At 67.7% G+C, this 13,829-nt stretch carries 12 protein-coding genes and 1 pseudogene; 7 read left to right on the forward strand and 6 right to left on the reverse strand.

Annotated elements, in window-relative coordinates; translation table 11 throughout:
• Nucleotides 1-384: 384 nt before the first annotated feature.
• A complete protein-coding gene (locus ACQEVG_RS18190; RefSeq protein WP_432984481.1) occupies nucleotides 385-786 on the forward strand; it encodes a hypothetical protein in 402 nt (133 codons plus the stop codon).
• Nucleotides 783-1,010, forward strand: coding sequence for a hypothetical protein (locus ACQEVG_RS18195; protein WP_432984483.1), 228 nt, complete (start codon nucleotides 783-785; stop codon nucleotides 1,008-1,010). The genes ACQEVG_RS18190 and ACQEVG_RS18195 overlap by 4 nt, the downstream gene beginning before the upstream one ends.
• Before the next feature lie 226 nt (nucleotides 1,011-1,236).
• Here ACQEVG_RS18195 and ACQEVG_RS18200 read toward each other — a convergent pair whose 3' ends face one another.
• Nucleotides 1,237-1,752, reverse strand: a complete 516-nt coding sequence (locus ACQEVG_RS18200) for an N-acetyltransferase family protein (RefSeq protein WP_432984486.1) — start codon at nucleotides 1,750-1,752, stop codon at nucleotides 1,237-1,239.
• 981 nt (nucleotides 1,753-2,733) lie between these two features.
• On the opposite strand from ACQEVG_RS18200, the gene ACQEVG_RS18205 reads away from it, so the two are divergent.
• Nucleotides 2,734-4,287, forward strand: coding sequence for an ISL3 family transposase (locus tag ACQEVG_RS18205; protein WP_432985474.1), 1,554 nt, complete (start codon nucleotides 2,734-2,736; stop codon nucleotides 4,285-4,287).
• Between the two features lie 390 nt (nucleotides 4,288-4,677).
• Here the strand turns inward: ACQEVG_RS18205 and ACQEVG_RS18210 are convergent, their stop codons facing one another.
• Complete coding sequence (locus ACQEVG_RS18210; RefSeq protein WP_432984489.1) at nucleotides 4,678-5,391, reverse strand: hypothetical protein; 714 nt, start codon at nucleotides 5,389-5,391, stop codon at nucleotides 4,678-4,680.
• A 93-nt stretch (nucleotides 5,392-5,484) separates the two neighbouring features.
• Here ACQEVG_RS18210 and ACQEVG_RS18215 point away from each other — a divergent pair.
• A pseudogene (locus tag ACQEVG_RS18215) lies at nucleotides 5,485-5,609 on the forward strand (helix-turn-helix domain containing protein); the annotation flags it as partial.
• A 446-nt stretch (nucleotides 5,610-6,055) separates the two neighbouring features.
• On the opposite strand, the gene ACQEVG_RS18220 reads toward ACQEVG_RS18215, so the two are convergent.
• Both ACQEVG_RS18220 and ACQEVG_RS18225 read right to left on the reverse strand, forming a co-directional pair.
• Nucleotides 6,056-6,787, reverse strand: coding sequence for an HAD family hydrolase (locus ACQEVG_RS18220; protein WP_432984492.1), 732 nt, complete (start codon nucleotides 6,785-6,787; stop codon nucleotides 6,056-6,058).
• A gap of 45 nt (nucleotides 6,788-6,832) precedes the next feature.
• Nucleotides 6,833-8,092, reverse strand: a complete 1,260-nt coding sequence (locus tag ACQEVG_RS18225) for an IS256 family transposase (protein WP_432984495.1) — start codon at nucleotides 8,090-8,092, stop codon at nucleotides 6,833-6,835.
• Nucleotides 8,093-8,136: 44 nt separating this feature from the next.
• Between ACQEVG_RS18225 and ACQEVG_RS18230 the strand changes: the two genes are divergently transcribed.
• The gene (locus ACQEVG_RS18230) at nucleotides 8,137-8,958 is read left to right on the forward strand and encodes a response regulator transcription factor (RefSeq protein ID WP_432984498.1); all 822 of its coding nucleotides are present in this window, start codon (nucleotides 8,137-8,139) and stop codon (nucleotides 8,956-8,958) included.
• Nucleotides 8,959-9,278: 320 nt separating this feature from the next.
• On the opposite strand, the gene ACQEVG_RS18235 is transcribed toward ACQEVG_RS18230, so the two are convergent.
• Together ACQEVG_RS18235 and ACQEVG_RS18240 are read right to left on the reverse strand one after the other, a co-directional pair.
• Complete coding sequence (locus ACQEVG_RS18235; protein WP_432984501.1) at nucleotides 9,279-9,749, reverse strand: hypothetical protein; 471 nt, start codon at nucleotides 9,747-9,749, stop codon at nucleotides 9,279-9,281.
• 539 nt (nucleotides 9,750-10,288) lie between these two features.
• Entirely contained in the window at nucleotides 10,289-11,392 is a 1,104-nt protein-coding gene (locus ACQEVG_RS18240) for an NADH:flavin oxidoreductase (RefSeq protein ID WP_432984504.1), read from the reverse strand.
• A 236-nt stretch (nucleotides 11,393-11,628) separates the two neighbouring features.
• Between ACQEVG_RS18240 and ACQEVG_RS18245 the strand changes: the two genes are divergently transcribed.
• Nucleotides 11,629-12,855: a hypothetical protein gene (locus ACQEVG_RS18245; protein ID WP_432984507.1), complete on the forward strand. Its 1,227-nt coding sequence runs from the start codon at nucleotides 11,629-11,631 to the stop codon at nucleotides 12,853-12,855.
• Between the two features lie 199 nt (nucleotides 12,856-13,054).
• Complete coding sequence (locus ACQEVG_RS18250; RefSeq protein ID WP_432984510.1) at nucleotides 13,055-13,828, forward strand: class I SAM-dependent methyltransferase; 774 nt, start codon at nucleotides 13,055-13,057, stop codon at nucleotides 13,826-13,828.
• Nucleotide 13,829 lies beyond the last annotated feature (1 nt).

Raw genomic sequence — 13,829 nt, forward strand, 5'->3', positions numbered from 1 at the left:
TGGGGTGGAGACGTAGAGATGCCTCGTGACCCGCGATTATGGGCTTGTCGAAGGCTTCACCACGCACGATCAGCGAGGCATCTCGTCGGTGAAATCCTCTCACCGCGCTGCGGCGGTCTCTGCCCGTTTGGACGAGGCGAATCTGGTCGCAGACGCGGGTCTGGTGCCGGTGGTCCGGGCTGGCAGAGCGGGCCCGGTTGCCGGACCTGGCCGCGGTGGCGATACGCACCAAGGATTCGGGCAACAGCGGCCGGGCGCACCCGGCGGCGAAGGTGATGTCGCTGGTGGCGGCGATGTGCGCGGGGCTGACAGCATCGCGCCCCCTCCACGCTGGCCACGCTCCTGCGCTCATTCACCCACGGTCACGCCCTCCAACTGCACGCGGTGCACCGGAAGTTCCTGCGGGAACTGGCCGCCTACACCCCGCTACTGCCCGACGCCGGTCAGGTCGCCTTTATCGATGTCGACTCCACCCACAAGCAAGTCTTCGGCCCCGCCAAGCAGGGCGCCCAGGTCGGCCGGTTCGAGGCGGTACGCACCCTGAACCCGCTGCTGGCCACGATCTGCACTCCCACCGCACGGCCGGTGATCGCCGCGGTGCGGTTGCGGCAGGGCAAGGCCGCCGACTCCCGTGGCGCCGAGCGGTTCGTCTGCGAGGCCCTGGCCACTGCCGCCGAGGCCGACTGCACCGGAGTTCGCACCCCGCGGACAGCCAGTTCTACGGCGCAGCCGTGGTCGCCGCCTGCCGCGGGGCCGGCACCCACTCCTCGATCACGACCGGGATGAATCCCTCCATCAAGCGGGCCATCGCCTCCCTTGACGAGGCCGCGTGGCAGCACATCCGCTATCCCCGGGCGTTCGTTGATCCCGACACCGGCGAGCTGATCTCCGATGCGCAGGCCGAGCGGGAACACGCCACGCCGTCATCGAACAAGTCCTTGCGGACAGCAAAGCCTCCCCTCTGGCCCACCTGCCGTCGGGGAGGTTCAATGCCGACGCCGCGTGGCTGACCCTGTGGGCCATGGCCTACAGCCTGCTGCGGGCTGCCGGAGCCCTGGCCGGCGTCTTCCACGCCAAGGCCACCACCGCCACCATCCGTGACTCGTGGAAAAGCTGGGCAGATCAGCGGATACCACCTGCCCACGCCCAGCCAACAGCTGAACAACCTGCCCTTCCGCCAACTTCAAACGATCAACATCAGAAGCCGAACGGTGGATCGAGGCTTAGGGGGCTCTGCTACAGCGGTATGTAAACGTCGACGACTGGCCCGGGGGTGCGGACGGGCGGTGCGTCCAGGCTCTCCAGGACGTGAAGCATCGGCGTGTTGATCGCGGCGACCACAGCGGTCAGGGCGTGGTGGCCGGCGCGGCGGGCCATATCGGCCGCGTGCGCTGCCAGCGCGGTGCCCAGTCCCTTGGACTGCCACTCATCCTCGACCAGCACGGCGAGTTCGCCCACCCCTGGCCGGTCGGTCCGCATGACGTTGGTCATGGCGATGATCCGGTCCCGGCACTCGGCGGTGGTGGTCACCAAGGTCGTGCCGCGCTCCGGGTCGGACAGCAGCCGCCAGCCGGCCGGAGACAGCTCGGGCTTACCCGCGTGGTAACGCAGGGCTCGGCTGCCCTGCGAGCAACGGTGGTGGAGCGCCTGGATCGGTCCGAGGTCATCGGGTGTCACCTCCCGGGTCCGCGTAGTTGTTCCGTCGGCCAGCGTGATCGGGTGCGCGGTGCCTCGAGGCCCGGCGTCGGGCATTCGGAAGTCTCCTCAAATCGCGAACCTGACTGATGCGCCACCCAGCCCACCGGAGCGCCAGTCCCCCGTTGGCACAGGGCAAGTCTTTTGCCACTCGCCCGGCCGCCTCAAGTGGAGTTCACGCCATACCGAACACACAGAGCGCATCCCACGTCACGGAAAGCAGTCGAAGGGACTCGTCGGCCCAGCGTTCGCCGAAGGTTGGGGCGTTCAGAGAGCCCGTCGACGGCCGCCCGGCGGCGGGCCGATCGCCGACAAGCTGCGCGGCCGCTGCTCCCGACGGGGGCGGCCCCAGCCGGCCAACGGCCGGCCCGCTTCAGAGCGGTGGTGTGGGGTCGACCTTCGGCCGGCGCTGCGCATTGGGGTGCTGTGGGTGGGTGGGTGTAGTGCGTCTTTCTTTTCTGGGGCCTCGGGGGCGGTGGCGTGGGCGTGGCGGTGGTGTGGGGGCAGGCGGGCCCGGTACGCTCCGCGCTCCGGGCCCTCGCTCCGCTCTTCGCGCTGCCCCCACTCGATGGCCGCGTGCCCGAGGGCTGCTCTGCGGTCTTCGGCGTCGGTGAGTCCGCTCCACCGCAGCCGGCCTCACCGCAGCCGTCGGTGTCCGCCACGGCGGCACGCTGATGGCTCGGCGTCGACTGCAGCCGCCGCAGGCCCCGGGGCACGGGCGAGTGCGCGGCGGCCGGCATTGTTGCCATCGCCGTCACAGTGCTGCTGCTCCAGATGATTCTCGCCGCCTGGGACGAGGCTGCCCGAGCCTGGCCTGTGTTCGCCGCAGCTGCAGCTGCAGGGCTCGTCTACGGAGGGTGGGCCATGCTGCGCGCGCTTGTGCCCGCTGTCGCCGTTCGTTGAACCGTGGTTCTGGATCACTTTCCGTGCTCGGGCCACGGAGCGTCACCGAAACCGCGATCATGAACGGCCGTGGGTGATGTCCTCCTCCAGGACCTGTGGTTTCACCAGGTCGAAGGTGTCGTGATCGAAAGCGTTGTGCCTGACGGTGAGTTGATAGCCGTGCGGGCCCGGACAGCCGCGGAGGGGGCAGTGTGTCCGGCGTGCGGATCGCTGTCGGCTCGGGTGCATAGCCGGTACGTACGTCGGCTCGCCGACAGCGCGGTCGGCAGGCGCCCGGTGCTGATCGAGTTACAGGTGCGTCGGTTCCGCTGTGGTCAACCCTTCTGCAGGCAGGTGACGTTCGTGGAGCAGGTCGACGGGCTGACCGTCCGGTACGGGCGGCGAAGCGCCGGGCTGCAGACGGTGCTGGAGCGTCTGGCGGTGATGCTGGCCGGCCGGGCCGGTGCCCGCCTGTCCCACGCTCTGGCAGCCGGGGTGAGCCGGTCGACGCTGCTGCGGTTGATCCGTCGCCTTCCGGAGCCCGGAACCTCGACGCCGCGGGTGCTCGGGGTGGACGAGTTCGCGCTGCGCAAGGGCCACAACTACGGCACGATCCTGATCGACATCGAAACGCGCCAGCCGGTCGATCTGCTGCCGGACCGGACGACGTCGACAGTCGCCCGCTGGCTCGCCAATCATCCCGGCGTCGAGGTGATCTGTCGGGATCGTTCCGCCGCCTATGCCGAGGCAGGACGGCTCGGTGCCCCGAACGCCATCCACGTCGCGGATCGGTGGCATATCTGGTCGAACCTCGCCGAGGCCGTTGAGAAGACCGTCGTTCAGCACCGCGCCCTGCTGCAGGAACCGCACCACTCGACCACGGCGCCGGTCATCGCAGCCATGAAGAACACCAACCTCGAACAGCTCTCTTCGGCAGGACCGCGGACCACCGGTCGGCTCTCCGATCGGGTCCGGGAACAGCACGCGGCCGTCCACGCCCTCCTCGACCAGGGAGTCGGACTGCGCGCGATCGGCCGACAGCTCGGGCTGGCCCGCAACACCATCCGCCGCCTCGCCAACGCGGGGAGCGCGGACGAACTTCTGGTCGGCCGGTGGGCCGGCCGGGCCAGCATCCTCGACCCCTACAAGTCCTACCTTCACCAGCGGTGGGTCGAGGGCTGCACCGTCGCCCGCCGGCTGTTCGAGGAAGTCCGCGAGCGCGGCTACCCCGGCGGCGAGAACGTCGTGAAGGTCTACGTGGCCAAGCTCCGTGAGAGTTTTCCGCACGACGCGCCCCGCAAGGCACCGTCCGTGCGGAACGTGACCAGCTGGCTCACCCGCCATCCCGACCGCCTCACCGACGACCAGGCCCAGCAGCTCAAGGCAATCCTGGTCCGCTGCCCCGCGCTCGACCGCACCGCGCACCACGTTCGCGCGTTCGCCGAGCTGATGAACAACCGACAGGGCAAGCACCTGGACCAGTGGCTCACGAACGTCCGGGCCGACGATCTGCCTGCTCTGCACACCTTCGTCACCGGACTCGACCAGGACCTCGACGCCGTCGTCGCCGGCCTCAGCCTCCGCTACAGCTCCGGCGCCGTCGAAGGCCACAACAACAAGATCAAGATGCTGAAGAGGCAGATGTTCGGCCGCGCCAACTTCGACCTGCTCCGCAAGCGGGTCCTGCTCAGCGCGCGAGGCCGTTCATGATCGCGGTTTCGGTGACGCTCCGTGGCCCGAGCACGGAAAGTGATCCAGAACCCAGGTTCAGAGACCGCCGACACCCGCCGGGCACGATGCGCGGCAGCATAAACACATGCGCTTCGTCGCCCAGACTGTCGCCGCATTCAAAGCAAGCTAACGCGGGGGTGCGGGCTGCGGCTTGTCCACAGCGCCGCTGTCACGCAACGTCCCTTGGTGTCCTTGCCGGTCAGTTGTTCCGGCAGGCTGCCTCGCGGCCGTCTCGTATGCTCCCGGCGCTGGCCTCCACCGGCCGCGTTCGTTGACTTCATGGCACGGCAACCTGCGGCGATCCTCTCGACGGGTTGCGCCAGCCTGCCCGGTACCTGTCTCGCCTCACTGGGATGAGGTGGTCGGGGATCAGTTGGCGGGTGCTTGGTAGAGGCCTCGGCCGGCGCGCTGGGCCCGTGATGTGGCGACGAGGCGGTCGAGTGTGCTGCGGACGGTGTTGATGTCATTGAGTGTGTCGTCGCGGCCCAGGGCTTCGGCGACATCACGGGCGCGGAGCGCCTTGCCGCCGGACTTTGAGAGAACGGCCATGACCTGCTCGGTCAGGCCTCCGCTCTCTGCAGGGGCCACAGTGCGGGCGGTGCTCTTCGCAGTGGTCGTCTTTGCGGGCTTCGCTGTCTTGGGTGCTTTCGCGGGCTTCGCGGATGCCGATTTCTTCGCGGGACGCCTGCTCTGCTTCTGTGCTGCGGCCTTCTTCGCCGGCGCCTTGCGACGGGCGGCTGACGCGCCAGTGCCGGAACCTCCCGGCGCGGCAGGAGTGCCGTCGGATGTGTTGCTCTCCTGCGCCGTCACCGGGGGTGCGGGAGAATCGCTGACGGTCTCGGCGTCGGCCGAGGAGGCGGGCGGGGGCACCGTTTCCGCGTCAGAGGCGGGCGTGAGCAGGTGGGCGGTGGTGGACAGGGCCTGCAGTGCGGCGAGTGCGGTCCGTACCGAGCCCAGCCGGTCGGTGACCGAGGCGAGTTCCTTCTCGAGCATCTGCTGGTGTTCTTCCAGGCGGGGAAGTTCCTCCTCCAGCAACGCTGTTGTGGCGGTGATGCTCGTCGGCGTGTTCGCTGTTGTGGTCATGGAGATTCCCTTCGATCCCGGTCACCGCTGCTGTCTCGTGTCAGTGACTCATGTGGTGCAGGGTACGGCCGGCAGTTGGGAAAGAACATCCAGCATGGCGGCTTCAACGCTGCCGACTCGCCCACCGCGTCGACGCCGCAGGCGGGGACGTCACCGCAGCCGTCCACCAATGGCTTGTGGAGACAGGCCGCATCCACCCTGGCGCCCACATCACCCACAGGCGCCCGCGTCAACGGCCACTTCGTGGTCGACGCGGCGAAGCGTCCTGTCGGGCAGGTGTCCTCAGTGTGTGCGTCGCCTGGGCCAGGCGTAGATCGGTCATCGACTGAACCTCAGCGACCTCATGTGTTTGCGTGGACCGCGCCGTCACCTCAGGTGCTGCAGGCCAGGCAGTGGGCTCAATAGATCCTGGTCCAACCGACTTGACCCTGCATACCGTCGTAACCCGCAAACCTGAGCGGCGGGAATCCCCTCAAACGAAAGTCACTGCAGCAGTTCCCGTACTCATCGGGGTCGGCTTGATTCGGAGCAATCGGAGGAAGTGCCCAGGAATGGCGGACCTCAGGGCCCAGGACCTGCGCAAGACCTTGGACATCGTCTACGCACTGCACGAGCGTTCCTTGAGTAATAGTCAAGACCTGTGGATCAAGCCCTTAGAAGCTGGTCAGGCGTTCGTGGGTGATAGGTGGTCGGGGAGGTCGGTAAGCCGTTCAATGCGAAGGACCGTGTCGTCTGCCGTGGGCGATGGTCCACCGGTGACGAAGTCGATGCCGCGGTCCAGCCAGATGCCGGTCAGCCCGGCAAGGGCGGCTGCGTTCACGTCGCTGCTCAGCATGTCGCCCACGTTGACGGCCTGCGCGGGGTCCGTCTGCATCCGCCGGCAGGCGGCGGCGTAGGCGGCGGGCTTGGCCGCTCCGAGCTCGGTGGGGGTCAGAATGGCTTCGAAGTATTCGAGGAGGCCGAAGCGGGCGAGTTTGGCGCGCTGCTGGTCGGGGTCCCCGTTGGTGAGAACAGCCAGACGAGGTCCTCGGGGAAGCCGTTTCAGGGTCTCCAGACATGGCTGGACATCGGGATAGCACCGCCAGGACTTCTCGAACACGGTGAGGTAGCGCTCGGCGATCCAGGCGTCCAGAAGGGCGGGATCGTCAGGAACCGGCTCACCGAGCATCGGCAGGAAGGAACGGAGCCTGCGTCGATGGTGCTCAGCGAAGGAGTACTGACCAGTCAGGTATTCCCGCATGTGCCGCGCCTCCAGCGTCCACCACAACGTCACCAGTTCCTCCGGTGGAGCCGTTGCGTTCGGCGCGGTCTGGACGATCTGACCGATCGTTTCCAGGACCGCGCTTCGGTGATCGACCAGGGTGCCGTCCAGATCGAAGAAAACCACATCCGCCATGGGAGGATCATCTCTCAGTGAACCGCGTGACTCGGCCCCGGATCACTAGGCGGCCGCTGCCTGTTCGTCGGAGTGTTCGACCAGTTGGCCGTTTTCAAAGCGGGCGCCGGATCGGACGAGGGCAACCAGGTGGGGTGCGGTGACCGCCCGCCAGCGGGCCTGGGCGGCCTCGGCGAGCTTGAACACCATCGCAAGAGCAGCTGCCGGGCTGCCAGCGCCGCGGGTCACCTTCGTCCGGAGTTTCACCGTGCTGAAGGTCGACTCGATGGGATTCGTGGTCCGCAGATGGATCCAGTGCTCGGCGGGGAAGTCGTAGAACGCCAGCAGCTCGTCCAGTTCGTCAGCGATCTTTCTGACGGCCTTGGGCCATTTCGTGCCGTAGGTCTTCTCGAACGCGCGGGCCGCTTGCTCGGCATGGTCGCGGTCCTCGGCGTTGCAGATCTCCTGCAGGGCCTTCTTGGCGCCGGGCTGCGCGGACTTCGGCAGCGAGTTGATCACATTCCTGGTTTTGTGGACCCAGCATCTTTGGTGTCTGGCCTGCGGAAACACCTCCGCCAGAGCCCGCCACAGACCCATCGCGCCGTCCCCGACGACCAGCGCGGGATCCTTCATGCCGCGTCTGCGGCAATCCCGCAGCAAGTCGGCCCACGACTCCGTGGACTCCCGCAGCCCCTCGGCCAGCGCGATCAGTTCCTTGCTGCCGTCCAGGCGCACGCCCATCAGGACCAGGACGCAGGAGTGGGCTTGTCCGAGGCGGACCTTGGGATGGACGCCGTCGGCCCACACGTAGACGTAGTCGCTGTCGGACAGGTCACGGCGCTGAAAGGCTGCATGGTCGTCCTGCCACTGCTTGGTCAGCCGGTTGACCGTTGCGGCCGACAGACCGGCCGAGCTGCCGAGGAACTGCTCGAGTGCGGGCACGAAGTCACCGCCGGACAAGCCGTGCAGATAGAGGAGAGGCAGGACCTCGCTGATCTTCGGGGACTTGCGACACCACGGCGGAAGGATCTTCGAGGAGAACCGCTGCCGTTCGCCTGTCGCCTCCTCGACGCGGCGGTCGTCCACCCGCGGGGCACGGACCTCGATCCGGCCGGCGGCCGTGGTCACCGTGCGGGGGCGGTGGTGGCCGTTACGCACCACCAGACGTCGGCCACGTTCGTCCCGCTCCGAGGCCAAATGGGCTATGTACTGGTCTACTTCCGCCTCCAGAGCGGCGGCGAGCATCCGCCTCGCGCCCTCCCGCACGATCTCGTCGATCAGGGATCCGGCGGACGTGGAACCGTCTTCATTGACTACGCTGAGCATGGGCGTGCCTTCCTGACCCGCGCTGCAACGCGGACCCTGACTTGGTGATCATCACAGGATCATCGGGAAGGTACGCCCTCCGCATGCCTTCCCGCGGACGATCCACAAGTCATGAGCATTGCTCGCGTTCCTTCGACGGTGGTCTGCCCAGCGAAATCCTCGCGTCGCTGGGCACTTTGGTGGGGTGTGAATCGGCGTCCTACACGCACGTCGACCACGCCGCCGGGCGGCTGCTGGTGTCGGCCACCGAACCGCGTGAGGCCGATGTCAGCACTGTGCCAGGGCTCCACGCCGTCTTCGACCAGCACCCGGGCCTGGTCGCGTATCAGTCCGGCCGACTGGCCCCCGGTGCTGCCGCCGCACTGAGTGACCTTGCCAACGCGCGCGCCCTTCGCCGACTGCCGCTCTACGTCGACTTCTATCTCCCCAGAGCCGCAGTCGATCAACTCCTGTGCAGGGTCAGCGAGACCAGATCCCACGTAACAGTGCTGAGCTTCAACCGGTCCCGGCGCGGATTCTCCCTGCGCGACCGTGAGATTGTCGGCCTCGTGACCCCGCACCTGTCCCTAGCGGTGTCACGCGCTGAGCGCCTGAAGGCGATGACCGCTGTCAGCCGGGCAGCCGCTCGCCGCACCGAACAGATCAACCGTGCAATCGCTCGCCTGCCGGCGCTCACTCCGCGCGAGCGCGAAGTCGTCGCCCATGTGGCCGACGGTGCCACCGATCATGAGATCGCCCGCGCACTGGCGATCAGCCGTCGCACAGTGCATAAGCACCTCGAACAGATTTATCGCAAGACAGGCTTGGGCAGCCGTACGAGCCTGATGGCACTTGTCCACGGCGGGGGCAAACCCTTTCTTGCTTGACTTGCGCTCCCGCGGCTACGGGCCGGGGGAGCGCAAGTCGGACGCAGAAGGGCATCGAAGGGGTCAACCCCCGTGGCCATCGGCGGCGTAAAGCAGCAGTATCCGGCACGGTGGTCGCCGTGTGCCTGCGGTCGCGTCCTGATCAGGCGTTGCCGATCGTGATGGTGACAACTCCCGGGTGTCGCACGGTTGATGAGGCTGTGTGAATGATCGGCAGTTCGGACGTGCGAACCCGGCCTGTGGTCGTGGAGCCTGCGCGGTTCCCAGGCGATGCAAAGGGGACCTGCAGGACGCTGGGCCCCACCCCCGGGCACGCACATCTACCCGATCGTGACCGACTTGGAGGATCGGTCCCAGGCACCCAGCGACGCTGCTCCCGTCTTGTAGGCCGGGCTTGAGCCGCCTTGCCCGTCGGGTGCGCTGCGCAGGGTGAGGTAGCAGTTGCCTTCGGGGATCAGCGAACGGATACGGTTGGTCCACTCGTTCGAGAGGGTGTACGGCGAGTAGTCGTCCCCGTTGTCGTGCCTGCAGGTCTTCGCCCCGTAGAGGCTGAAGGACGCCCCTTGGTAGTCCCTCCCGTCGAAGAACTTGCCCAGCCGCACCCTGTCCGCGGGGATGGCAGCGTCAGCTCCTCGGCTGCTGCCGAAGCAGCGGACTCTGCCGGCGTCGACGTCTTCAATGCAGTGCCGGGCCGCTGCGCCGGTCTTCGCAACCGAGGCCGAGGCCGGAGACGGGTACGCAAGGGAGGCAGACAGCGAGGTGAGCGCGACGGCGAGAACGGTCACGCCCATGCGGCGTCGCGAGGACCGCGAGCCGATCGAGACAGCGTCGGTGCCCGACCGTCCTCGATGGAGCTTCCGTGGCAGCACACGAGTTGCACGCCCCTGACTGAACTTCATCGTTGACTTCTCCTTGTGGAAGTACGGTGACCACGCGAATCGCGTGACCCCTCAGGGCGAAACTTCACCAGTTCCGGCCCAGGGCCAGGAATACGTAATTTCACGCAGGAGAACGCCGTACGTGGTTCCGGCGAGGCACGCCAGGATGCCCCCGGAAGCGGCGGGACAGAAGGCGCGAACGGCGCCGAGCGCCTTGGGGTTGGAGTACGGCCTCGCCTGAGCTGCCTCGTCAGAAATGACCATCCCAGGCCACCAGCTTGCTGAATATGCGCGCGGCGGCATCCATCTCCACCCGCCTATGAGGTCGGTGTGCCAGGTGAGTTGTGCCCCTGGGCGGAGGCGACACCTACTGAGCCATACCCCCCACCCTGGGCCCCACCGATCCTACGAATGACAGGCTCCGACCCGCCCCTTAAACGTAGGACGCCTACTCAGCGCAGCGTGGTCAGGTCGTCCCTGGTGAACGGACGGAGGTCGTCCGTGCGGCCCGTGAGGGTCTTCACCGCCCAGTCGGGGTCGCCCAGGAGCGCGCGGCCGACCGCGATCAGGTCGAACTCTTCGCGCTCCAGGCGGTCGAGGAGCGCGTCGATGCCCGCGACACCGCTGGTCTCGCCCTTGAGTGTGCCGGTGAACTCGTTGTCGAGGCCGACCGAGCCGACGCTGATCGTGGGCTTGCCCGAGAGCTTCCTCGCCCAGCCCGCGAGGTTGAGGTCCGAGCCGTCGAACTCGGGCAGCCAGTAACGGCGGGTGGAGCAGTGGAAGACGTCCACGCCGGCTTCGGACAGGGGCGTGAGGAGGGCGTCGAGCTCCTGCGGGGTCTCAGCGAGACGGGCCTGGTAGTCGCCCAGCTTCCACTGGGACGTACGGAAGATGATCGGAAAGTCCGGTGACACGGCGGTGCGGCAGGCCGCCACGATGTCCGCGGCGAAGCGGGTGCGGGACACGAGGTCCCCGCCGTACGCATCGGTGCGGTGGTTGGTGTGGGCCCAGAGGAACTGGTCGAGGAGGTAGCCGTGGGCGCCGTGGAGTTCGATGCCGTCGAACCCGTACGCCTCGGCCGCGGCCCCGCCCGCGGCGAACGCCTCGATGACGTCGTCGAGGTCCTGCGACGTCATCGCACGGCCGGGCTCGGACCCGTCCACAGGGATGCCCGACGGGCCCATCCGCGGCGCCTCGCCGACGTTGCGGGCCAGGCCCACGTGCCACAGCTGCGGCACGATCCGCCCGCCCGCGCGGTGGACCACGTCCGCGACCCTCGCCCAGCCCGCCAGCGCGTCCCCGCCGTGGAACCGGGGCACGCGGTCGCTCGTCCCCGCGGAGTCGTGGCCGACGTACGTGCCCTCGGTGACGATCAGGCCGACCCCGCCCGCCGCGCGGCGGGCGTAGTACTCCGCCACGTCCTGGCCCGGCACGCCCCCGGGCGAGCACTGACGGGTCATCGGCGCCATCGCGATCCGGTTGTCGATCGTGAGGCTCCCGACGGAGAACGGGCGGACGAGCACGTCCCTGGCACGGGCGGCGGCGTTGCTGGACATGAGGACATCACCTTCGGTCGGCAGAACGGTCCTTTGTCGCCAACTCCCCGGCGCAGCAGGTCCATTCCTACCGTGACGCACGCCTCAGTGGATCTCCGTGACCGCGAGGTCAAGCGCCCACGTCCCCGGCCCGAGCGGGGATGACCCTGCCCACCCTCCCGACTGAAGACCGGCCTTAGTTCATCCTCCTGTGACCTTCGGGCGGGCAACCATAGGCGATCTTCACTTGTCGAACCGTGGTGATCAGACGCCCCGCCCTCCGTGCCATTGCCGCTGCCGTACTGCTGCTGCTCACCGCCTGCTCCCGCGGCCCGGCGGACCACGAACCGAAGCCGTCTGCACATCCGGTGTTTTCCAAGCCGCTCGGCACCCAGCCGTACGCGGCGCTGCAGCAGACCCAAAACGCGGGCAGCGCGGGCTTTACGCAGAAGGTGACGTTCACCTCGAAGCAGGGGGATGCGGTCCAGACGACTGTGGGCAGCCTCAACTTCGCGGGCAAACGCGGGGCGGGCAAACGCGACTGGACGCTGCCGAAGACGCTCCCAGCCAGGGTCAAGGATGCCCTGCTGGGAAGGGCGACGGAGGAAGGGCGCAGGGACTCGAGCGCGGTCATCGCAGTGGACCCGCAGACCGTCCACTACCGCTCTGCATCGGCGAAGTACTGGCTGCGGTACGCAGTCAACTGCGATCACGTGGAGGGGCTCGACTCGATTGCAAAGCTGCGCGGCACGGAAGCGGCCCTCAGCGGCACGCTGCTGGAGACGGTGACCACAGCGAAGGCCACGGCGCAGCGGAGCACGCCCGGTGGCGGCCGCAGTTACCGCACCGAGTTCGGGCTCGATGCGGCATGGGGTCTCCTTTTCCCGGCGGACCTCAGGGAAGAGCTGGCTCCCGTCTGGAAGGTGGACCCGACCCGAGCCCCGGCGGTTATGACGCTGACCGTGGACTCTAAGGGCCGGATCACCAGGGCGGAGGCCGACCTCTCGGCGCTCCTGCGGAAAGACAAAGAAAAAGAAAGCGCGCTGGCCACGGTGACAAGCATCCGCGCCGAGCTGGCACTCGCCGCCCATGGGTCCGCCAAGCCGGCCATGCCGACGTCGTCGGACATGGTCTTGGACGCGGGGAAGGCCGTGATGGCCGACGAGGACACCAAGCTAGGGGACTGCATCGACTTCAACACCGGCGCACGCACGAATGCGCTGGTGGTGTGGGTTACCTGCAGCGGCCCGCACGACGCGCGGGTCTTCGCGCAGACGCCGCTCGGCGACGGCAGCTACCCGGGCAGGGCGGCGGCCGAGCACCGGGCGTTGGACGCATGTGAGGAAGCGTTCGACCGCGCTCCGACGCGCTGGACCGACGAGGCGGTGCCGCGGAACCACTACTGGTCGTCTTGGCCTCTGGAGGCGGAGTGGAAGGCAAGCGCAGAGCCTGTGGCCACCTGCTACGTGGCGTCTCGTGCCTGACAGCCGGTCGACTGAACCGGCCTTCGTCGTTCATTCGCTCCTTCTCGCCGTGCGTTACGGCGAAGGCCCGTTCCGCCAGACGTTCACTTTCACCCCTGAGGGACAGCGAAGGAATCCGGCGTCCGCCGAGCCGTGCCAGTTTCCTGCCCTCAGTAGTTAGGGCATTTCCGGCGGATCATGTGACTACTAGGCTGCGACGATGGACCGAGTAACCGATGTGCCTGAGAGTCTCGCCCAGTCTGCAGATCGGGACCAGATGAATGACTACGACAGCTTCGCCGAGGCGTACGCGGCGGAGAACGAGAACAACCTCGTGAACGGGTATTATGAGCGGCCCGCGATGTTAGCCCTCGCCGGAGATGTGGCCGGCCGTCGGATCCTGGACGCCGGTTGCGGCTCGGGCCCCCTGTCCGCTGAACTACGCGACCGCGGTGCGGTCGTCACCGGCATCGACGCCAGCGCAGGGATGCTGGCGTTGGCAAGGCGGCGGCTCGGTGACGACGTGGCCCTGCACGTGGTCGACCTGAGCGACCGCCTGCCGTTCGCCGACGGTGCGTTCGACGACGTGGTCGCGTCGCTGGTGCTTCACTACCTGGAGGACTGGGGGCCGACGCTGGCCGAGTTGCGGCGAGTGCTCAGGCCCGGCGGCCGGCTGATCGCGTCGGTGGACCACCCTTTCGTGGCCTACACGATCCAGGATCCTCGGCCCGACTACTTTGCGACCACCAGCTATACCTTCGACTGGACGTTCAACGGACAGTCCGTCCCGATGAGGTTCTGGCGCAGGCCATTGCACGTGATGACTGATGCCTTCACCATCGCCGGTTTCCGCCTTGCCGTCATCAGCGAGCCGCAGCCCGACCCGGCCGCCAGTGAGCTGTTCCCCGACGACTTTCATGAACTTTCGACCAAAACCACCTTCCTGTTCTTCGTCGTTGAGGTACCGCCGTCGGCTACCGGCTCGGACGAGTAGC

This window comes from Streptomyces sp. CA-135486, from assembly GCF_050936555.1.
Lineage (GTDB): Bacteria > Actinomycetota > Actinomycetes > Streptomycetales > Streptomycetaceae > Streptomyces.